Source organism: Mesorhizobium sp. M1A.F.Ca.IN.022.07.1.1 (genome assembly GCF_003997575.1).
Lineage (GTDB): Bacteria > Pseudomonadota > Alphaproteobacteria > Rhizobiales > Rhizobiaceae > Mesorhizobium.
Window position 1 is genome coordinate 1 of the sequence record NZ_RZST01000065.1, and the last position, 20,772, is coordinate 20,772.

The window sequence follows — 20,772 nt, forward strand, 5'->3', positions numbered from 1 at the left end:
CGGGTGCAGCCGGCCAAGCTGGTGCGCGGGCTGGCGGAAGCGGTCGAGCGGCTCGGCGTGCCGATCTACGAAAAGACGACCGTGACGTCGATCGCCAAGGGCAAGGTCACCACGGATCGCGGCACGGTGCGCGCCGAGACCATCATCCGTGCGACGGAAGGCTTCACCGCCGGCATTCCCGGGGAAGAGCGGACATGGCTGGCGCTCAACAGCGCGCAGATCGTGACCGAGCCGCTGCCACAAGAACTCTGGCGCGAGATCGGCTGGGAGGGGCATGAGCTGCTCGGCAATGCGGCGCACGCCTATTGCTACGCCCAGCGCACGCGCGAGGGCCGTATCACTATGGGCGGTCGCGGCGTGCCCTACCGCTATGGCTCGCGCACCGACGTCAACGGTCGGACGCAGCAGGCGACGATGGACCAGTTGCACACGATCCTGACGACGCTGTTGCCGCAGACGGCCGGGTGCCGCATCGACCACGCCTGGTGCGGCGTGCTCGGCGTGCCGCGCGACTGGTGCACGACGGTCGGCCTCGACCCCAAAACGCGCATCGGCTGGGCCGGCGGTTATGTCGGGCTGGGCGTGTCGAGCTCCAACCTTTCTGGGCGCACACTTGCCGACCTGATCCTCGGCAATGACACGGATCTTACGCGACTGCCCTGGGTCAACCGCAAGGTCAGACCGTGGGAGCCGGAACCGTTCCGCTGGCTCGGCGTGCACTCGATGTATCAGCTCTACCGCATCGCCGACCAACGCGAGGCCGCCGGGCTCAATGTCACCTCGAAACTGGCCGCTCTGGCCGACAGCATCACAGGCCACTAGGGCGGTTCGGCGCTCGCCGAACCGCTCTAACTCTTTGTTTTCGCGCAATTCCAGACGGAAAACCATTGCACTTTCCTGGAATTGCTTTTGACACTGGAGCCTATCTTGATCGACCTTTCGACCTTCCGCGACCTCGCCACGGCCGATATCGGCGCCTTTTCACTGAAGCCGACCTCGATCGAAGGCGATCAGGTCGAAGCGGTGCGCTCGTTCTTCCAATCGCCGGACGGGACCGTCGATATCGGCATCTGGGAATGTACGCCGGGCCGCTTCACCGCCGACCGCTCGGGTTCATCCGAGATCTGCCACATCATCTCCGGTCGCGTGGAAGTGAGCCGTGCCGACGGCGAGATGCGTGAGCTGGGGCCTGGCGATCTGCTCGTCCTGCCGAAGGGCTGGAAGGGCGAGTGGCTGATTCATGAGACGACGCGCAAGCTATATATGATCCACAGCGCTGGCTGATCGGAACCAGATATTCCGGGCCAAAAGACGCGGGTTAGTGATCGATCGGCCCCTTGGGCGAGACAAGGGCCGTGCCGGCGGTGGTCGGGCGTTCGATCATGCGGCGCACACGCGGCGGGTTCTCGCCGCTGTGCAGCGCGCGGATGCGCTCGCCGACAACGGCGTCGGCATGGGTGGCACGCCGGTTGTGGCGGATATACTCGACCCAGGTCGGCGTGTGGTAGTGTTCGATCCAGATGCCCGGATTTTCGAGATCGCGGGCGAGCGTCCAGTTGCGGGCGCCGTCGCGGCGGCGGATGCGGCCACGCTCGGCCATGGTTGCGAGGAATTCCGGCACGTCCTCCTCGCGAATGATGTATTCGATCATGATGGCGATCGGGCCGCTGCGCGGCTTCAAATCGAGCGCCAGCATCGGCTCCTTGAACCGGTTGAGCGGATCGAGGTTGAGAGCGGTGTGCTGCGGCAGCGGCAGGATCAGGCCGATGCCGCCACCGACGAGCATGGTGACAGCGGCAACCATCAATGCGGTCTCCGCGCCATGGGCGTCGGCGACGACGCCCCAGATCCAGCTGCCCAGCGCAATGCCGCCGAAGGTTGCTGTCTGGTAGATCGACAGCACGCGCCCGACCACCCAGCGCGGCGTCGACATCTGCACCGTGACGTTGAAATGCGAGAGCGCGATCACCCAGCAGGCACCGCCAATGAGCAGGCCCGCCGACGTCTGCCAGGCATTGTCGCTGACGGCGGCGTTGAAGGCGCAAAGCGCGAAACCGGCGAAGGCGGCGCGCACCATCGTTTCGCTGGAGAGCAATTGTCTGAGCCTCACGCTGATCAGCGCACCGCCGACCGCGCCGATACCGAAGGCGCCAAGCATGATGCCGTAGGTCAGCGCGTCGCCCTTGACGACATCGCGCGCCACCAGGGGCAGCAGCGCCAGCACCGCGCCGGCGCTGAAGCCGAAGGCGAAGCCTCTCGCCAGCACCTTGCCGATGTTCGGCGACATGGCGACATAGCGCAGGCCGGCTCCCATCGCGGCGCCGAGCGATTCCCGCGGCAGGGTCGGCGCGGGCACTTCCGGCTTCCAGCGGAAAAGCACGACGATCAGGCCGATATAGCTGATGGCGTTGGCGGCGAAGGCCGCCGCCGCCCCCGCGGCGGCGACGATGATGCCGCCGATCGCCGGGCCGACGCTGCGCGTGATGTTGAAGCCCATTGAGTTGAGCGCGATCGCCGCCGGCACCTTGGCGCGCGGCACCATGTCGCCAACCGACGCCTGCCATGACGGGCTGTTCAGCGCCGTGCCGCTGTCGATCAGGAAGGTGAAGGCAAGCAGCGTCCACGGCGTCATCCAGCCGAACCAGGTGAATACGGTGAGCAGTGCCGAGACCACCAGCATGAAGCTCTGCGCCACCAGCATGACCTTGCGGCGGTTGAAGCTGTCGGCAATGGCGCCGGCAACAAGCGCGAACAGCATGATCGGCAAGGTGGTCGAGGCCTGCACCAGCGCCACTTGGTAGGATGAGGTGGCGATCGTCGTCATCATCCAGGCGGCGCCCACGCCCTGGATCAAGCCGCCGAAATTCGACACAAGGCTCGCCGACCAGACGGCACGGAAGATGCCGTGCCGGAACGGCGCCAGCGCCGAGACGCGTTCGCTTTCCGGCTCGTCGTCGATCATGGTCGCTGTCCCGCCTTCATCTTGCTGTCTTGCGCTCGCCCGGCGCCATCATCGCGCGGGCGACTCGCCAAAGCATCCCGGTCCAACAACAGGAAGGCAAAGGCGAAAATGCGTCGGCGAAGCTTTAGGCCAAGCATCTTGCCGGTGTGGACCAAACTTTTGCCGGTCCGCGCGGGCGGGATGCCCGCAGCCCCAGGTCAGAAGCCGTGCTCGATGCGTTCGAAGATGACGTTGGTGAAGGCCGAGATCTGGCTGCCGATGAACGGGCCGGTCAGCGCCACGACCAGCATGATGGCGACGATCTTGGGCACGAAAGTGAGGGTGATTTCCTGAATCTGCGTCAGCGCCTGGATAAGCGCGATGCCGATACCGACGGCCATAGCCACGAGCACCACCGGCGCGGAGGCGGTAAGCACCGTCCACACCGCATATTGCACGATATCGAGGGCGTCGGCCTCGTTCATGGGCAGACCCTATGCGAAACTCTAAGCGGCCGGCTTGATCGATACGCCCGCGCCGACAGGGACCTCGGTGCCGTCCTGCAGCACCGCGATCAGGCCGCTGCTTGCGAGCTTCACCGAAGCCACGGTCCCTGTTGTCTTGCCGTCGGCGGCGGTGATCGAACGGCCGATCAGCGCGTCCGCCTGCGACAGCGCCGAGGATTGCATGATCTGGTCGAGCTTGCTGTTGGTCTGCACCGATTGCTCGACCTGCGAGAAGGTCGCGAGCTGCGCGACATATTCCGTCGAATCCATCGGCTTGGTCGGATCCTGGTTCTTCATCTCGGCGATCAGAAGTTTCAGGAACGACTGGTAGTCGACCGCTGTCTTCGAGGTCTGCTGGCTGCTGGCCTGGGTGGCGCCAACCGGGATCGTCGTTGTCATGTCCACGGCCATCTTTATGCTCCCACAGCCAGCGCGCGCGGCGCTTCCGGAATGTCGTCATTGCCGCCAAGCGCTTGGCGCTCGAGCGGATACAGCGCGCGGATCGCCTTCAGCGCCTCGTAGATATGATCCTCGCCGACCATGCGGTCGATCTGCTTCAGCGCGCTGCAGATTTCCTGATTGTCGAAGCTTGCGATCAGCATCGGCAGCGAGCGGCGGAACATGTCGCGGGCCTCGGAGGCTCCCGGCGGGTTGATCAGCATGATCTGCACGATGAAATAGAGCTGCCTGAGCGGCGTCGAGGCCTGCTCGGCTTGGATGACATGGCTTTCGAGCAGGAACTGAACGTCGTTCATCAGCTCGATCGTGACCTTGCGGTCGACCCGGACGACGGCGCCGTTGATGTAGATCTTCTCGTTCGGCTTCAGCGAGATCTTCAGCGTGTTGCTCATTGGATGCCGTCTCGGATGATCTGGGAGACCTCGATCAATCCTTCGAAATTGTTGGTGCGGCCCTGCCGGATGTCTTCCGTTTCGCGCAGCAGCCACAGGCCGATCGAGATCAGATTGGCGCGCAGTTCCTTGGGCAGCGCATTGTCGCTGGAGCCGAGATCCTCGACGAAGGTGGTCCAGATGCGGTTGGTGAAGTGCAGCGCCTCGACCGCCTCAATCGACTCCGGCCCAACGGAAGCTGCCGTGGACAACATGTCGATCGATCGGGTGAGCAACTGCCGCTCCCGGTCCTTGGCGTCGGCGACGGAGTCGGTCTGGATGTCGGCGTAGGAGAATTGATACATCGTCGGAGCTCTGGCGTTCCGGTGAGAGTGTTCAGGTGAGATAGTTCAACAGGCTCAGTTGCTGCAGTCGCGCGGTCAATGCGAAGGACGTTTCTATATGCTGCGTCAGGTCGGCCACGCGGGTGGCGGCCTCCGAGGGATCGACGCCTTCGAGGTCGATGATGTGCTTCTCGAACAGATCGACCTGGGTCTTCATGCGATCGCTGGCGTCGGACACGCGCTTCTGGGTGAGGCCGGCTTCGGACTGCACCTGGACGATGCCGCCGATGGCCTCGCCGACCAGCTTTTGCGCGCGGCTGACGATCGTATTCTGCCCGGCCTCGCTGATGTTGCCGGCAAAGAGCGTGCCGACCATGGCGGCCGCCATGGCGAGCTTGCGGATGCCTTGCTCGTTGGCGCTGACCGACGTCTGCGTGGTCTCGTTCAATGAAATGCGGCTGGTGATCTGGTCGTCGGTGGCGTTCGACCAGTTGGCCTGCCATCCGGAGCCCAGGAACTGCGGCTCGACCGCGGTGGTGATGAAGTCGTCCATCTGGGCGGCGGTGATGTTGGCGGCCGCGGGGTCGTTCTGGGTGAAGCCGAAATAGCTGGTGAAGGCGGCGTCGAACGCCGCCTTGGCGGGCGAGCCGGCGGCGCTGAAGTCGTCGATCGGCTTAACGTCGGTGTTGGTCCCGGCAAACAGGTATTCGCCGTTGACGCTGGTGTTCAGGATGCCCGTCATCTGCTGCAGCGCCGTGGCGCCGGCGGTCTGGGTGATGCTGGTCGAGGAGTCGCCCGATACGGCGCTGGTCAGCGCCGTCAGCAGATCCTGCGCGACATCGGAGAGCTGACCCAGCGAATCCTGTGTCGAAGTCAGACGCGCGGCGACCAGCGAGTTCGAATCGACGATGCCGTTCAACCGGTCGAGATCGCGCTGGAAGGTGACGGCCTGTGTCGTGCGCCCGCCGAGCGCCAGGCCGACATCCGCTACCTTGCCGGTCTGGGATTCCGTGGTCGCCTTGACGAGATCGGCCTGCATGCGCATCTGCTGATAGCGCAGGGCGTTGGAGATGGCGGCTGAGGAGACGGCTGTCGCTTTCATCGATTATCCCACCGCGCCCAACAAGGCGTCCAGCATGTCGTCGACGGTCTTCATCATGCGCGCCGACGCCTGATAGGTATGCTCGAGGTCGAGAAGCAGGGACATTTCCTGGTCGACATTGACGCCGGTATCGTTCGACAGCGCTTCGGCGGTGCGAGTGGCCAGCGCTTCCTTCGCGTCGGCGTTGGTCGACGCCTGCTGGCGCACGCCTTCGAACCAGCCGATGGTGTTGGCCGCGTAATCCGAGACGCCGGAGCTGACCGTGATGCCGGCGGAGGGGTCGAAGGCCATCGGCTGGTCGAGCCTGTTGCCGTAGGCGATCAGCAGGTCAGAATAGGAGGCGCCGCCGCCGGTGTTGGAAACATAGGCCGCGCCGTTGGCGCCGCCGTCGCGCAGCAGCGTCGCGCTGCCGCCGGCGCTCGGGTCAAACGCGGCGTTGACGCTGATCGAGCCGGCGAGGCCGTCGACCAGGGTGCCGGCAGCGGGAATAGCCGGCGCGCCGGACCAGGTGAACAGGCCTGCGGCGTTGGGCTGAGACGGCGCGGTCTCGGCAAATGCCGTGATCAGGCCGCGCGCGATCTCGTCGAGCTGGCTCTGCATGGTCGCGGCAACGCCGTCGCGCAGCTTCAGCATGCCGGCAAGCTTGCCGTCGGCGCTGGTATTGTCGCCGGTGCCTGCAGAAAGCGGCACATTGTCGATATAGATCGTGTTGCCGGGCGTGCCGGCGGTGTAGCCGGCCGAGGGCGTGAAGGTCACCGACCGCGGCACCGTCTCGAACAGCGTCGTGCCGTCCTTGGTGGTGATGACCATGTCGTTGTCGCCGCGCGTGAAGGTCGAGACCGGGACATATTCGGCGATCTTCTTCAGAAGCGCGTCGCGCTGGTCGAGCGCGTCCGACACATCCGTGCCGGAGCGCGTGCCGGCGATGACGGCCTTGTTGGCGTCCTGGAACTGGCTGAGCAGCGAGTTGAGGTCGTCGACGGCGGTGGCGATCTGGCCGTCCGTCTGGGTGCGGAAATCCTGGATCGCCGTGGTGCCGTCGTTCAGCGAGCTCACCACCTGCTTGGCTGCGTCGATGACGCTGGCGCCGAGATTCTGGTTCGACGGCGTGGTGGCGTAGAGCTGCAGCGCCTGCTGCAGATTGCCGATCGCGGTCGACGCAGACGATGCATTGTCGACACCATTAACCGATAGGTCGAGCTGATCCATGCCGCTGTAAAGCGCGCTCTGGCCGCTCCATGCCGACAGCGCGGAAAGGTTCTGCCGGAACAGAAGATCATTGGCGGCGCGCTGTATCTCCACCGATCGCGCGCCGGGCGCCGTGCTGGTGACGACGGCGACGCGACGGGCATAGTCCGGGTTGGACGCGTCGGCCACATTGCGCGACACGACGCTGGTTTGCTTGGATGTGGCCAGGAGCGCCGACTGGGCGATGCTTAATGCGGTGGAAAGCGACATGCGGGTCTTTCACGGGCTGGCGCCCGATGGGGTTATCTCTTCAGGTTGACCAGGACGTCCATCAGGTCGGAACCGGTCTGGAAGACCTTCGAGTTGGCGGTGTAGCTGCGCTGCGCCGCAATCATGTTGGTCAGTTCCTCGGCGATATCGACATTGGAATTTTCGAGCGCGCCCGAGACAACCGAGCCAAGCTTTCCTTCATTGGCAAAGCCGATGCGAACAGCGCCTGAGTCCGCGCTCTGCACATAGACGTTGCCCGGCATCGCGGTGAGGTTGTCGGGGCTCTGAACGTCGGCCAGCGGGATCTTGTAGAGCGGCTTGGTGGAGCCATCCTCGAATTGGGCGTAGATGACGCCGTCCTGGCTGATCTGGATCTTTTCGATCGTGCTCGGCGCATTGCCGTTGACGTTGGCGTCGGAGACCGTGAAGCCGGTTCCGAGTTGCGTCAGCTTGGAGAGGTCGAGGTTGAGAGTCGACCCGTTCGGCACCGTGAAGGACACGCCGGTGGTCGCGCCGGTGAGCTTGCCGGTGGTGGTGTCGAAGGTGAGATTGGCCGAACCCAGCGCGCCGCCCGCATAGGGGAACGACGTGCCGGCTGTGGCCTTCGACTGATCGAATACCGAAACCTGCCAGGTGCCGGTGCCGGTGTTGGTGAAGTAGACGTCGAGCAACACCTTGTTGCCGAGATTGTCGTAGGCGACCAGCGACGATTTCGACGTGTATTGTGACGAGTTGCTGTTGTCGGTGGGTAGGTTGCCGGCGGTGACAGCGGTGGCGCCAGCCGGCAGGTTGCCGGTGAATGTCCCTTCCGTGCTCGGCGTCGCCGTCATCTCCTGATCGGAAATCTGCACCGGCACGAGGCCTTCGAAGCCGTTGGCGGTCGCGGCCGGATCGCCGTTGGCGTAGCTGTAGGCCATCAGCTGGTAGCCGGCGGCGTTGACGAGGCGTCCTTGAGCGTCCGGAACGAAGGCGCCGGCGCGGGTGAGATAGGGCGTTCCGCTCGGGTCCTGCACGACGAAGAAGCCGTCGCCGTTGACGGCGAGGTCGGAGACCGAAGTGGTGTATTGCAGAACACCCTGCGAGCTGACGGCCGAACGGATCGTCGTCGTGACGCCACCCGAATTATAGGCGCCGCCGGTGCTGGGCATAATCAGCGTCGAGAATTCGGCGGAGGAGCGCTTGTAGCCGGTGGTGTCGGAATTCGCGATGTTGTCGGCCACCGTGGACAAGCGGTTGGCCTGGGCGTTCATACCGGAGACGCCGGTGCGCATCATTCCGTAGAGGCTCATCGATACATCTCCTCGGTGCCTTTCTGAGAGGCTACAAAACTAAGCCTCGTGTCTTGCGCGAGGCTGGCGCGGGATGTGCCGGCGACGACCATCAAAACACTAGCCGGTAGCCGAGGAACCTCTTGGAATCGATCGGGTCGTGGCCGAGCTTCTCACGCAATTTCTTGCGCAGCTTCGAGATGTGGCTCTCCACCACGTTCTCCTCGACCTCCTCGTCGAAGATGCCGTAGATGGCGTTGAACACCTGCGTCTTGGTCACGCGCCGGCCGCGATTGCTGGCCAAATACTCCAGGATGCGCCGCTCGCGACGCGGCAGCGGCAGCGGCTCGCCGTCGATCTCCGGGTCGCGCCCATCCATGAAGATGCGCATCGAGCCGACCTCGGTGTAGGCGGCCTCTTCGCGGGCGCGGCGGCGGATGGCGGTGATGCGGGCGAGGATCTCGCGGATGTGCACGGGCTTGCGGACGACGTCGTCGACGCCGCTCTCGAAGAGCCTGAGCGTGTGTTCCAGCGAGTGCTGTTCACTGAGCGCGATCACCGGCGCCCCGGTGCGGTCGCGGATCTGGCGCGGCGAGATGGCGCCCTCGCGGCAGTCGCCGATAAGGAAAGCCCTGACCGATCTTAAATCCGTGTCGGCGGCAGAGTTCACCCACTCGCCGAACTCGCCTGGCGCGAAGCCGGCGGTGGCGACGCCCTCGCGATCGAAAAGTGAGCTGTAGCCCTCAGTTACGAGCTCGCGCTCATCAACGATCACGATCATCGGCCCGCCCTCCGAATCATCTCATTTGCCCCGTGCGGAAAGCGGTATCCGGTGCGGTGAATCCTGAAAAACCGTCATTTCTTGTAGCTATTTTCTTGGGAGTTTTTTTGGGAGCCGTAATAAAGCCGGCCGTGAAGGGTCAATTCGCGGCACTGGATAGAGGGCTGCCGGCTGCCGCTGTGAACCCCCTCGCGGCGGACTAAAGGGCATATCTTGAGCAACTATTGGTTGCAGAACGCGCTGGCGTTCGGCGTCCATTTGCCGAAGCCGGTGGCGACCATGTTGGTGATGACGCGGCAGACATACACCTTCTGCGCCGGGTCGTTGTCGGGGCCGGCATGATAGCGGGCGACGGCCATCGACCAAGTCATGTGGCGCGCGTGGAGGCTCGCCAGGAAGCGCGCGGCGTAGTCGACGTTCTGGTGCGGGTCTAGCATGTCCTCGACGCTGCGGAACTGCGCGCCATGATAGCGATGATTGATCTGCATGCAGCCGAGATCGATCAGCGTCTTGCCCTCGCGGCGGGCATTCTCGAACGTCGCCAGCGCTTCGCCCCTGCTGCGCGGAAAAACAGCCTTTCCTTCTACATTCAAAGCATTGGGCTGAAGGCTGCCCTTCTTTCCCGTTTCGGTCAGGCCGACCGCGTAAAGGATACCGGCCGGCACGCCATAGCGATCGGCGGCGCGCAGGATTTCCGGCTCGCAAGGATTGGGCGCGGCTTTGGCGACGGTCGCGGCCAGACTAGATATAGATATCGTCGCCAGCGCGCTCGCGAAGAGGCGAAGCAGCGCGGCCGAATTCCTGTGCGCCATTGCCGTTGTTCCTTCCCGGTTGCCGATCGCCGCCGGCGCTGTTGCCGCCCGAGTTCCCGGGCTGGAACGAAGGCTGTTCGCGGCCCGTGGACATCGGCGGCGCGCCGCTCGCTTCGACGCGACCGGCCGAATGGACCGCTATCGAGGGTTGCATGATGGTGACGTGATCGACGTCGAAACCAAGACTGCGGAGCGACTTGACGATGGCGTCGCTGTCGGCGGTCAGACGGCGGTACGCCGCGTGCGTTTCCGGCTTCATCTCGATCGAAAGTTGCTCTCCGGAAAGACGCAGGCTGGCGGTGACCGTGCCGAGGTCAGCCGGGTGGAGTTCGATCTTCAGGACATGTGTCGAAACGGCAACAGAGTTGGTCGCGTGCGAGCCGATCGGGCCGCTCGAGTAGGCCTGCTGAACGCCGCTGTCCGAGGCGATCGCCTCGGCCAGCGCCGATACCGTCTGGCCGAAGGCGTTTTGGGCCGGCGCGGGGAAGCTCTGCTGGCTGACCACATCCAGGCGCCCGGCGGCAGAGGATGGCTTGGCTTGATTGTTCGATGCGAGGGCTTGCGCCGTTTGCGCGGTCTTCTGGGCGGCCGCCGGACGCCAGCCTTGCGGCGTCGTTGCGTCGGTTGCGGCTCCTTGCGTTCCAGACAGGATGTCGTCCTTGCGGATCGACATGTCCGGGCCCGGACCAGCGCCGGCCGGTTTCTGTCCGAAATCGGGCCCGCGCTTCTCGGTCGCCATCGTCGCGCGACCGGATCGCGGCAACGGCTCGCTGCCTTCGGAAGCGTCGGCCAACATGCGTTTGCCTTGACGGATCGCCAGCTGCGAAGACGCGGCCTGGCCGATCGAGGGCTGGGTTCCTGCCTCTCCCTCGACAGAAGATCCACCGCGCTCGGCATTTGTCGACGTTGCGAAGTGGCGGATGTCGCCCAGCGCCATCAGCAGGGGCAAACCGTCCTGAAGCGGAGCGCTATCTGACGATTGCGCCGCCGCATCGGCATCGTCCGTGGCCTTTGCATGGTCAGCCTCGGCGCCATTCTTCGCGCCCTTTCCGGCCGCTGGCTTCGGCGCGGCAGTCTTGTTCTGGCCATCCTCATCGGGTCGTGGCTTGGGCGAACCGGCGAGGGCGCGCCGCGCCGGCTGCGCATCGGAAGACACAGGTTCGGCGGGATGCTTTGCCTGCCGCGCCGATTGTTCGGCGCCATGCACCATCTCGCCAAAATTCGCGCCGTTTTCCTTGCCGTCGGCAGGATGCTGCCGCGATTGGACGTGGGCGGATGCAAGTCCCGGCGTGGCCTGGCTCACGCTGTTCATTTGGGCGCTGGTCATTTGGGAGCGGCTCCGAGTAGCTGGTCGATCTGGTCGAGCTGGCGGCGCGCTTTGAGCATCGCGGCATCGGTGGGATCGTGCGGATCGAGGCTTGCTGCGGCCGCCGGCGTGGATGCAGGCGGCACGGATGGCGTTTCGGGCTGCGCAGGAGCGGAGGCTTGAGCCTCGGCCGCGGCCTGAGCCGTCGTCGGCGGAGCCGGCGGCGCGGACGCTGCGGCCGGCGCGTCCGCCGGCTTCACCGGGGCCGGCTGCTCGGCCATCGCGCCCTCCACCGGCGGCAACCCTTCGGAGTCGGCCTGGCTCGCAGCCTCGGTTTCAGCGGGTTTCGCGGCATCGCTCTTTGCCGGACCCGCGGCCTCCGTCTCATTCATGACGGCCGCACGCACAGGAGCGACGACCTCGCCGGCAATGGCCTGTGCCGCATCGAGCAAAGCGCGGTCGCTCTCCGAAAGCTTGCCGCGATCAATCGTGCCGAGCCTCGCGCGCACATCGTCGATCGTGGCCGACGTCACCGTGGAGAGACTCGAATAGAGCACTGCGCGCGGGTCGTCCTGATTGCCTTTGCCGTTGCGGCCCTGCTCGGCCCGGGCCGAGGCGAAGGCGGAGAGGTCGCTCAGCCCGTCGATCGCGGCGCGGCGCGCGATGCGCAGATAAATCACCTTCTCGCGCTCGGGGTCCATCATCGAGGTGATGTCTGCGAGCTTGTCTTGGCTGATCGACATGTGCAGCGCAATCACACCGGAGACGAAGGAATCGGCGAACTGGCTGGCATAGGGGGAATAGAGATAGCCGGCGACATATTGCGTCGAGGCAAGCGCGAAGCGCGCGGCGTCGCCTTGTGTCGCTGCGAGGCCGACCGAGCGGCGAAGCGCTGCCTCCTCGACCAGTGTGCCGGGGCTGAGCAGGCGGGCCTCGTCCAGCAGGGTCAGCGCCGTTGCGGGTTCATCGGTCGCAAGCAGCGAGCCCTTGACCAACGCCAGGAAGGCGCCGAGGTCGGCGGGCACGCTCATCGGGTCGATCGGCTTCAGGATTTCGATTGCCGCGGCCGGCCTGCCGTTGAGATAGGCGACGACCCCTTTGGCGATGGCGAGGCTTTGCGGGTCGGCCGCCGCGCGCGAAGCTGCCGCCTTGACAGTGACGGGATTGCCGCCGCTCATGCCATAGACGAGCAGAGCGCGGAAATTCTTCGGGTCCTTGAAATCGCCGGCATCGGCGGCGCGAAGCCTCGCATCGGTCATTTCCAGCAGCTTGGCCTGCATCGGCAGCGCCGCATGATCGCCTCCGGCGATGCGGTCCTGGACCAACTGCAGCGAGCGCACCAGCTGGTAAGGCTGCAGGCCGTCATCCTGTGCAAAAGCGGCAGCGGGCGATCCTGCGGCGAGCAGCAGCAGCCCGACTGCGCGGCCGATGGCGGTTCTGACCCTCATCCGCCGGTCGCCATCAGGATCTCGATGCGGCGGTTGGCGGCGGCCAGCGGATCGGACGCGATCTTGGGCTGGCGGTCGGCGAAGCCCGCGACCTCGGTGATGCGGCTTTCGTCGACGCCGCCGCGCACCAGCATGTAATAGGCGGAGTGGGCGCGGGCGGTGGACAGCCGCCAGTTGTCGTAGGCGTTGCTGCGGAACGGCCGCGCATCGGTATGGCCGCCGATGGTAATGGTGCCCTTCTTCTCGTTGATGATGCGGCCGATCTTCTCCATCGCCAGCACCATCTCGCGGCGCGGCACGGCCGAGCCGATCTCGAACATGCCGAAGTCGAGCTGATCGGTGATCGAGATGACGACGCCCTTGTCCGTTGCCTCGACGGAGACGCCCTCGGCCAGCTTGTCACCGGGCGCGAAAGCCTTGGCCAGTTCCTGCTTGATTTCGGCGGCCGCCTTGAGGGCGGCGCTGCTCGGGACCTTCTTTCCCTTGTCGGAGGCTTGCTCCGGCTCCGCCTTTGCCGGCTCGGCCGTCGCCGCTTCGGCCCCTGCGGCTCCCGGCATCGCAGCATCGGTCGCAGCGGCCTCCGCCTTTTCGGCTTCTGCCTTTTCAGCTTGGGCTTTCTCGCCCTTGATCGCCTTGCCTTCGGCCTTCCCGACTTTCGTGTCGCCGTCCGATCCGGCGACCACCTTGGCACCGGGTTTTTCCGGTGCCGCCAGCGGCTCGAGCGGCGCATCCAACTGCGGCGGTGCCGGCGGAGCGGCCTTGACTTTCGGCACATCGGTCTCGGCGACCTTCTCGCCAGGCCTGGCCGGATCGCCTTCGATCCTCCTGCGTTCGGCGCTGGCTTCGGCGCCAGGCGTCGCAACCTGCTGCGACCAGAAGTCCGGCGCGAAAGGATCGCGATAGGATTCGCCGCCGGAAGCGCCGGTCGCCGGACCGGCGTTCTGAGCGCCGCCTTCACCCTTGGCGCTGACATTCTGCATCACGCCGGTATCGGTGGCGATCTCCGACAGCACGGCATAGGGATCGGCAAACAGATGCTCGTCGGAGAGATCGGATTTCTGCGAGGCCTCCTTCGTCTGCCTGCGGTCGGAGGAGCCGGCGCCGCCCTTGCCGTCCTCGCCGGCCTTGCTCGCGCCATCCTGCGGATTGTCGGCGGTGAGGCCAACCTTGCTCGGGCCGTCGCCAAGGTCTTCCAGGCCCTTGCGGCTGGAATTGCGATCGATCAGCTCGACCGGGTTGAAATAGCTGGCGACCGCCGCCTTGGTCTGCTCGTTGGCGGCGTTGATCAGCCACATGACGAGAAAGAAGCACATCATGGCGGTCATGAAGTCGGCAAAGGCGATCTTCCAGACGCCGCCATGATGGCCGTCGTCATGACCGTCGTGGTTGCGCTTGACGATGATGATCTCGTGCCTGGCCTCGCCGTGGTCGATGGCGCTCATGATAGGACCTCCGACAGGGAAGCCGACCATTCGGCGATGCGCGTCTCGAAGACGGTTTCATCGATGGTCACGGTCAGGTCGAAGCCGGCGGCCTCGGTGAAATCGAGATTGGCCGCGCGATCTCCAAGCGACGCCTTCAGCGGCTCGAACAGCGACAGTGGCCCGCGCACGCCGATACGCACCGCCTCACTGTCGGCAATCGCGGCGCTTACGGTACGGGCAAGAGCTTCGATCGAGCGCTCCTGCAGATCATCGCTGACCACGCCGCCGATGATGCGGGCGACGGTGGCGGCGGTGAGCTCGGCCACGCGCGCTTCCATGGCATCGATCCGTGTCGCGACCGCCGCCCCCAGATCGCCGCCGAAGCTTTTGAGGAACGCCTTTGCCGCATCGTCATTGGCCTGGCGTTCGGCCTCGAGGGCCGCCTCGTGGGCGGCCGCGAGCCGCGCCCCGAGTGCTGCTTCCGCATCGGCCACCGCCTCGGCGATCAGCGCGCCGATGTCGGCCTGCGGTGGCGATATGTCTGGCTTGCGCTCGATGTCAGGCGCTGACGGTGCCTGGCCGGCGCGCGGGGCGCGCGAACCGAAATCGGGCAGGAGATCGAAAAGGGCCGCCGAAGCCATGGCTTAACCCGCGGCTTCCGGGGCGGCGGCCCATTTGCGCAGGATCTGGGCGGTGCGTTCCTCGTTGAGGTCGACCATGCGTGCTAGCCGTTCCTGCGGCGCAGGCCTGATCTTCTGGCGCAGGTCGTCGAGCGGAGTGGCGCCCGGCCGGGCGCCCGGCAGCGCGCCGACGGCCGTGTCGGCCGCGATTGCGGCCACCGGCGCGTCGGGCGTCGGCAGCGAGCGCTGGACATCGTCGAAGCTCGGGCCGGCGAGGGCCGCGGGCTTGGCCGACGCCGTCAGCGCGGCCGCCATCGGCCGCAGGCCGAAGAAGGCGACCAGGAACACGACGACGATAAAGGCGCCGGCATTGATCAGCGTGCCGGTGTATGTGCCGATCGAGGCGAGGATGCCCGGCTGGTCGATCGGCTCACCGTCCAGCCCGTCGATGAACTCGACCGCCGAGACATCGATGACGTCGCCGCGCTTCTCCTCAAAGCCAGTGGCGGAGGCCACCATCTTCTGGATATCGGCGACGCGCTTGGCAATCTGCTCGGGGGTGGCGTCCTTGCCGAGGATGGTCTTCAGCCGATCCTGGTTGACGACGACGGCGATCGACATCTTGGTCACCGAGTAGCCATTGGAAACGGTGGCGATCTTCTTGGAGTTGATCTCGTAGTTGGTGATCTCCTCCTTGCGGTCGTTCTGCGAGGAGGACTGCGGCCCTTCAGTCGTGGTCGTCTGCGTCTCGGGCAGGTTCTGCTCGACGCTGGTCGGGTTCGAGGCCTGCTTCTGGTTGCTGGCCTCGTTGGTGCGCACCGACTGCACCGAACGCTCGACGCGGGATTCGGGATCGAAGATCGTTTCTTCGGTCTGACGGGTGTCGGTATTGACGTCGGCCTTGACGCTGGCGCGAAAATTGTCGGGGCCGAGATAGGGCGTCAGCGCGCGGCGGATGTTGTCACCGATCTGCGCCTCGACCGTCTGCTCGACGCCGAGCGTGCGGGCAGCACTTGTGTTGGAAGTGTCGTCGCCGGCGGCGAGCAGATTGCCGTTGGAATCGAGCACGGTCACCTTGTCGGCCGACAGGCCGGGAACCGCTGCGGCGACGAGGTGGCGGATCGACTGGGCGCTCTTTTCGGCATCGACGCCGGCATAACGAATGACCACCGAGGCCGAGGGCTGCTGCTCGTCGCGGCGGAAATTGGCGCGCTCGGACATGACGATGTGTACGCGCGCCGCCTTGACGCCGGCGATCGACTGGATGGTGCGCGCGATCTCGCCTTCCAGCGCACGCACGCGGGTGATCTGCTGCATGAACGAGGTGAGGCCGAGCGAGCCGACATTGTCGAACAGCTCGTAGCCGGCGTTGGCGCTGGTCGGCAGGCCCTTTTCGGCCAGCAGCATGCGCGCCTGCGCGGTGGTGCCGGCCGGCACCAGCACCGATGTTCCGTCGGCGCCGACATCGAAGCCGATGCCGGCCTCGCCCAGCACCAGGCCGATCTGGTTCACGTCGCTGCGGTCGAGCCCGACATAGAGCGTCTCGTAGGCCGGGCGGTTGAGATAGACCGAGCCGACGCCGATGACGGCCATGACCAGCGCGGCGATGCCGCCCATGAGAGCGAGACGCCTGACGCCGAAGCCGCGGAGGTTCGCGATGAGGCTCTGGATCTGTTCCGGCACGATTCAACCGCTCCCATCATGACTTTCCGCCGGAAGACTAGACCGCGAAGCTTGTGCGAGGATGATAGTGCGTGCGGCCAGGGGCTATGCGAGGCCCGAACGGCCCGGAGGCAGCAGTCCGACGCGCAAGAAAAAGGCCGCGCTCAGGACGCGGCCTTGCGATGGAGGGGTTGCCTCAGCGGAAATATCAGCTCTTGAACAAGGCCAGGATCGACTGCGAGTTGCCGTTGGCGATCGACAGCGCCTGGATGCCGAGCTGCTGTTGCACCTGGAGCGCCTGCAGGCGGGTCGATTCCTTGTTCATGTCGGCATCGACGAGGGCACCGACGCCCTTGTCGATCGAATCGGACAGGTTCGACAGGAAGCTCTGCTGGGTGTCGATGCGCGACTTGGCGGCGCCAAGGTAGGCAGCGCCGGTGGAGAGCTTGGCAAGCGCGGTTTCAACGCTGTCGAGCGCGGTGTCGACGGCGGTGTCGGAAACGGCCGCGGCACTCGGATCGAAGAAGGTCGTCGCAAGCAGCCCGCCGACGATGCCGCCCGTGCCGGCGGTGTCAAGAACCTGCGTGTCGGTCGCTGCCACGTCGATGGTGTCGATGGAGACGGTCGTGCCGGTGCGGTTGTACGAAGCCACGACATGCAGGTCCGAGGCGGCCGTTCCGTCATTCTGCAGCAGGTTCGAACCGGCATAGCTGGCATTGGTGACCGACGACCTGATCTGGTCCTGGATGGCCTTGATTTCGGTCGCGATCTTCTGCTGGTTGTCCTGACTGGCGCCGCGCGCGGTGACCAGCTTGGCCTTGATCGCGTCGACCTGGTCCTTGATGTCGGTGATGGCGGTGTAAGCTGTGTCGACCTTGCCGGCGCCGAGGCCGAGCGCGTCCTGGACGGCCGAGAGCGCCTTGTTGTCGGACCGCATCGAGGTGGCGATCGACCAGTAGGCGGCGTTGTCGGAAGCGGTGGCGACACGGTAGCCGGTCGAGATGCGGCCCTGCGTCGTCTCAAGCGCCTTGTTGGTGGCGTTGAGGCTCTGCAGCGCGGTGAGCGCGGCGGCGTTGGTCATGATGCTTGCCAAGATACACCCCTTCTCAAAGCAGGCATGCCTCGCGCATGCCGGTCAACTCTCTGGCGGGGGCGGTCATGCCTGTCGACCGTCGGTCGGCCCGTCATAGCGATTGGTTAACCATAGCTAGCGCGTCACAGTTAACGGCGCGTTAAAAGCCAGCCTTGAAACCGCGGTGCGGTAATATTTCCCGAGGGAAGAGGCGCGCCTCGGAGGGGCAGCAGCATCAAAAATGAAAATCGGGCCGCGCTGGTGGCGCGGCCCGACAAGATGCGTGAAGTTCGCCGGGCGATCAGCCGCGGAAGAGCGACAGGATCTGCTGCGAATTGCCGTTGGCGATCGACAGCGCCTGGATGCCGAGCTGCTGCTGCACCTGGAGGGCCTGCAGGCGGGTCGATTCCTTGTTCATGTCGGCGTCGACCAGAGCGCCGACGCCCTTGTCGATCGAGTCCGACAGGTTCGACAGGAAGCTCTGCTGGGTATCGATGCGCGACTTTGCGGCGCCGAGCGAGGCGGCGCCGGTGGACAGCTTGCCGAGCGCCGTTTCAACGCTGCCGAGCGCGGTGTCGATGGCGGTGTCGGCGACGGCGGCGGAGCTCGGGTCGAAGAAGGTCGTCGCAAGCAGACCGCCAACGATGCCGCCGGTGCCCGCCGTGTCGAGGACCTGCGTGTCGGCAGAGGCCACCTTGATGGTGTCGATGGTGACGGTCGAGCCGGTGCGGTTGTACGAAGCAACGATGTTCAGATCGGAAGCAGCCGTGCCGTCGTTCTGCAGCAGGTTCGAGCCGGCGAAGTTGGCGTTGGTGACCGACGACTTGATCTGATCCTGGATGGCCTTGATTTCGGTCGCGATCTTCTGCTGGTCTTCCTGGCTGGCGCCGCGGGCTGTAACCAGCTTGGTCTTGATCAGGTCGACCTGATCCTTGACGTCGTTGATGGCGGTGTAGGCGGTATCGACCTTGCCTGCGCCGAGGCCGAGCGAGTCCTGAACGGCCGAGAGCGCCTTGTTGTCGGACTTCATCGAGGTGGCGATTGACCAGTAAGCGGCGTTGTCGCTGGCGGTGGCGACACGGTAGCCGGTGGAAATGCGGGACTGGGTGGTCTCGAGCTGCTTGTTGGTGTTGTTCAAGCTCTGCAGCGCGGTCAGCGCAGCGGAATTGGTCATGATACTGGACATGATACTCGTACCTTGGTTTTTACACGGATTTTTTTGACATACCGGCTTGTCCGGTATGACGGTGCGGCATCATGCCCATGATCGCTGAGACCCGATCACCCGCCATCTGGAGCGGACTATGCGGGCAACTTCCTACCAAACGGCTAAACTGGACGGTTAATCCAAAATAATTCGCGCGGGCCTTAGCAGGCGAAGCCTTAAGTGTCGTCCTGGAGCCCGGCGGGGCGATCAGGTAAAGGATCGCACCAGGCTGCCGACCAGAAGGTTCCAGCCGTCGATCAGCACGAAAAACAGGATCTTGAACGGCAGGGAAACCACCGTCGGCGGCAGCATCATCATGCCCATCGCCATGGTCACGGTGGCGACGATGAGATCGATCACCAGGAACGGCAGCACGATCAGAAAACCGATCTCGAAGCCGCGCCTGATTTCCGAGATCATGAAGGCGGGCACCAGAATGCGCAGGTCCACGGTGTCGCGCGAGACAGTCTGGCCGCGCTCGCGGGCGAGATCGGCAAAAAGATCGAAATCCTTGTCGCGCACATTGTGCAGCATGAAGCTGCGGAACGGATCCGAGATCTTCTCGAAGGCCTCGGCCTGGGTGATCTGGTTGTCCATCAGCGGCTTGACGCCGGTGTTCCAAGCCTGGTCGAAGGTCGGCGCCATGACATAGAAGGTCATGAACAGCGACAGCGAGATCAGGATCAGGTTGGCCGGCGTCGACTGCAGGCCGATGCCGGCGCGCAGAATCGAGAAGGCGATGACGAAGCGGGTGAAGCTCGTCACCATGATCAGCAGGCCCGGCGCCACCGAAAGCACGGTGAGCAGCCCGAACATCTGGATGAGATAGCCGACCGTGGTGCCGTCGGCCTTGCCTATGCCGCCGAGATCGAGCTGCTGGGCCGCGGCGACAGAGGTGGTGATGACGATGAGCGCCGTGGCGATGAGGAACTTTCTCATTCGAGCAGCATCGTCCTGATGAGAACCTGTTTGACGTGGCCGCCGCTGCGCAGCGCCGCACGCTCGTCGAGATCGGCCTTGAGATGCTGGTAGCCGCTGGCGCCTTCGATCTGATGCATCTTCAGCGTGCGCACGAACGCCAGCAGGTCCTGATGGATCTGCTCGGTCATTTCCTGCGGCTGCGGCGCGTCGTAGAGCACCGATGCCTCCAGCCTTATCCAGACTTCGCTGGGTGCGGCGAGATTGGTGGTGATCGGCGCCAGTTGGACCACCGTCGGTCCGGCAATCTGTTTGACCACTTCGGCCGACTTCTCCGGGCTGCCGGCGTTCTCGGGTGCGGCAGGAACCGGCGCCGGGGCTTCTCCCTGCTTGAGATAGCCGCCCGAGAACCAGCCCATGCCGACGGCCGCGCCCGTCATGGCCAACAGCATGGCGAGCTGGACCACAAGGGACGGTCCGTTCTTGGACTGAGCCTGCTCGACATTTGCCACGACAGCGATCTCCCCGGCCTAGAAAGGAAGAACCTGGTCGAGGATCTGCTGACCGTAGGCCGGCTGCTGGACCTCGCTCACGCGTCCACGTCCGCCATATGAGATGCGTGCCTCGGCGATGCGCTCGTAGGGGATGGTGTTTTCGGCGCCGATATCGGAGGGACGCACCATGCCGGCGATGGTGAGGACCCGAAGCTCGTAGTTGACGCGCACTTCCTGCGAACCCCTGATCATCAGATTGCCGTTGGGCAGCACTTCGGTGACGACGGCGGCGACATTGAGCTCGAGATTCTCCGAGCGATTGATCTCGCCGTCGGCGTTGGTCTCGGTGCTGGAGCTCAAGCCGGCATCGCCCTTGCCGCTGGTGCTCTTGCCGTCCCAACCGAGCGTGACGTCGTAGCCGAGCTTGCGCGCGGCGGTGCGGCTGCGGTCGTTCTTGTTCTTGAAATTGGCCTTGTCGTTGAGCTTGATGTTGACGGTCAGGATATCGCCCTCGCGCAGCGCCCGCGGATCGGTGAAAAGCCTGCTCTGGCGATCATCCCAAAGCGAGAATTTCTTGAC

General features: G+C 65.0%; 22 protein-coding genes. 2 read left to right on the forward strand and 20 right to left on the reverse strand.

The window, feature by feature from the left end; all coding sequences use genetic code 11:
* A partial coding sequence (locus EOA75_RS10315) for an FAD-binding oxidoreductase (RefSeq protein WP_127324198.1) occupies positions 1-822 on the forward strand: 822 nt, incomplete at its 5' end.
* Between the two features lie 105 nt (positions 823-927).
* Positions 928-1,284, forward strand: coding sequence for a cupin domain-containing protein (locus tag EOA75_RS10320; protein WP_164747338.1), 357 nt, complete (start codon positions 928-930; stop codon positions 1,282-1,284).
* 34 nt (positions 1,285-1,318) lie between these two features.
* On the opposite strand, the gene EOA75_RS10325 is transcribed toward EOA75_RS10320, so the two are convergent.
* The 20 genes from EOA75_RS10325 to flgH all read right to left on the reverse strand — a co-directional run.
* The gene (locus EOA75_RS10325) at positions 1,319-2,962 is read right to left on the reverse strand and encodes an MFS transporter (protein ID WP_067326036.1); all 1,644 of its coding nucleotides are present in this window, start codon (positions 2,960-2,962) and stop codon (positions 1,319-1,321) included.
* Between the two features lie 197 nt (positions 2,963-3,159).
* Positions 3,160-3,426 carry a flagellar biosynthesis protein FliQ gene (gene fliQ / locus EOA75_RS10330; RefSeq protein WP_027165133.1) on the reverse strand — a complete coding sequence of 89 codons (267 nt, stop codon included), beginning with the start codon at positions 3,424-3,426 and terminating at the stop codon, positions 3,160-3,162.
* A 21-nt stretch (positions 3,427-3,447) separates the two neighbouring features.
* Positions 3,448-3,858 (reverse strand): flagellar hook assembly protein FlgD, encoded by a 411-nt coding sequence (gene flgD, locus EOA75_RS10335; protein WP_067326039.1) that lies wholly within the window; start codon positions 3,856-3,858, stop codon positions 3,448-3,450.
* A 2-nt stretch (positions 3,859-3,860) separates the two neighbouring features.
* Positions 3,861-4,298 carry a flagellar biosynthesis repressor FlbT gene (gene flbT / locus EOA75_RS10340; protein WP_127216042.1) on the reverse strand — a complete coding sequence of 146 codons (438 nt, stop codon included), beginning with the start codon at positions 4,296-4,298 and terminating at the stop codon, positions 3,861-3,863.
* The gene (flaF, locus tag EOA75_RS10345; RefSeq protein WP_067002429.1) at positions 4,295-4,642 is read right to left on the reverse strand and encodes a flagellar biosynthesis regulator FlaF; all 348 of its coding nucleotides are present in this window, start codon (positions 4,640-4,642) and stop codon (positions 4,295-4,297) included. Before flaF ends, flbT begins: the two co-directional genes overlap by 4 nt.
* Positions 4,643-4,673: 31 nt before the next feature.
* Positions 4,674-5,723, reverse strand: a complete 1,050-nt coding sequence (locus EOA75_RS10350; protein ID WP_095800446.1) for a flagellar hook-associated family protein — start codon at positions 5,721-5,723, stop codon at positions 4,674-4,676.
* A gap of 3 nt (positions 5,724-5,726) precedes the next feature.
* The gene (flgK, locus tag EOA75_RS10355; protein WP_127324199.1) at positions 5,727-7,181 is read right to left on the reverse strand and encodes a flagellar hook-associated protein FlgK; all 1,455 of its coding nucleotides are present in this window, start codon (positions 7,179-7,181) and stop codon (positions 5,727-5,729) included.
* Positions 7,182-7,213: 32 nt separating this feature from the next.
* A complete protein-coding gene (locus EOA75_RS10360; RefSeq protein ID WP_127324200.1) occupies positions 7,214-8,470 on the reverse strand; it encodes a flagellar hook protein FlgE in 1,257 nt (418 codons plus the stop codon).
* A gap of 91 nt (positions 8,471-8,561) precedes the next feature.
* A complete protein-coding gene (locus EOA75_RS10365) occupies positions 8,562-9,230 on the reverse strand; it encodes a response regulator transcription factor (protein WP_067002421.1) in 669 nt (222 codons plus the stop codon).
* 221 nt (positions 9,231-9,451) lie between these two features.
* Positions 9,452-10,042 carry a transglycosylase SLT domain-containing protein gene (locus tag EOA75_RS10370; protein ID WP_127241481.1) on the reverse strand — a complete coding sequence of 197 codons (591 nt, stop codon included), beginning with the start codon at positions 10,040-10,042 and terminating at the stop codon, positions 9,452-9,454.
* Positions 9,972-11,369 carry a flagellar hook-length control protein FliK gene (locus EOA75_RS10375; RefSeq protein ID WP_127324201.1) on the reverse strand — a complete coding sequence of 466 codons (1,398 nt, stop codon included), beginning with the start codon at positions 11,367-11,369 and terminating at the stop codon, positions 9,972-9,974. Before EOA75_RS10375 ends, EOA75_RS10370 begins: the two co-directional genes overlap by 71 nt.
* A complete protein-coding gene (locus EOA75_RS10380; RefSeq protein WP_127324202.1) occupies positions 11,366-12,796 on the reverse strand; it encodes a chemotaxis protein MotC in 1,431 nt (476 codons plus the stop codon). The genes EOA75_RS10375 and EOA75_RS10380 overlap by 4 nt, the downstream gene beginning before the upstream one ends.
* Positions 12,793-14,238 carry a MotB family protein gene (locus EOA75_RS10385; RefSeq protein WP_127324203.1) on the reverse strand — a complete coding sequence of 482 codons (1,446 nt, stop codon included), beginning with the start codon at positions 14,236-14,238 and terminating at the stop codon, positions 12,793-12,795. The genes EOA75_RS10380 and EOA75_RS10385 overlap by 4 nt, the downstream gene beginning before the upstream one ends.
* Complete coding sequence (locus tag EOA75_RS10390) at positions 14,235-14,861, reverse strand: hypothetical protein (protein ID WP_127241319.1); 627 nt, start codon at positions 14,859-14,861, stop codon at positions 14,235-14,237. Before EOA75_RS10390 ends, EOA75_RS10385 begins: the two co-directional genes overlap by 4 nt.
* A 3-nt stretch (positions 14,862-14,864) precedes the next feature.
* Positions 14,865-16,523, reverse strand: coding sequence for a flagellar basal-body MS-ring/collar protein FliF (gene fliF / locus EOA75_RS10395; protein WP_095823391.1), 1,659 nt, complete (start codon positions 16,521-16,523; stop codon positions 14,865-14,867).
* Positions 16,524-16,710: 187 nt separating this feature from the next.
* A complete protein-coding gene (locus tag EOA75_RS10400) occupies positions 16,711-17,595 on the reverse strand; it encodes a flagellin (RefSeq protein ID WP_067002412.1) in 885 nt (294 codons plus the stop codon).
* A 280-nt stretch (positions 17,596-17,875) separates the two neighbouring features.
* On the reverse strand, positions 17,876-18,760 hold the full coding sequence (locus EOA75_RS10405; protein ID WP_067326063.1) for a flagellin: 885 nt from the start codon (positions 18,758-18,760) through the stop codon (positions 17,876-17,878).
* Between the two features lie 228 nt (positions 18,761-18,988).
* Positions 18,989-19,720, reverse strand: coding sequence for a flagellar type III secretion system pore protein FliP (gene fliP, locus EOA75_RS10410; protein ID WP_067326066.1), 732 nt, complete (start codon positions 19,718-19,720; stop codon positions 18,989-18,991).
* Positions 19,717-20,211, reverse strand: coding sequence for a flagellar basal body-associated FliL family protein (locus tag EOA75_RS10415; RefSeq protein WP_067326069.1), 495 nt, complete (start codon positions 20,209-20,211; stop codon positions 19,717-19,719). The genes fliP and EOA75_RS10415 overlap by 4 nt, the downstream gene beginning before the upstream one ends.
* Positions 20,212-20,229: 18 nt before the next feature.
* On the reverse strand, positions 20,230-20,772 hold a 543-nt coding region (flgH, locus tag EOA75_RS10420; protein ID WP_164747339.1), incomplete at its 5' end, for a flagellar basal body L-ring protein FlgH.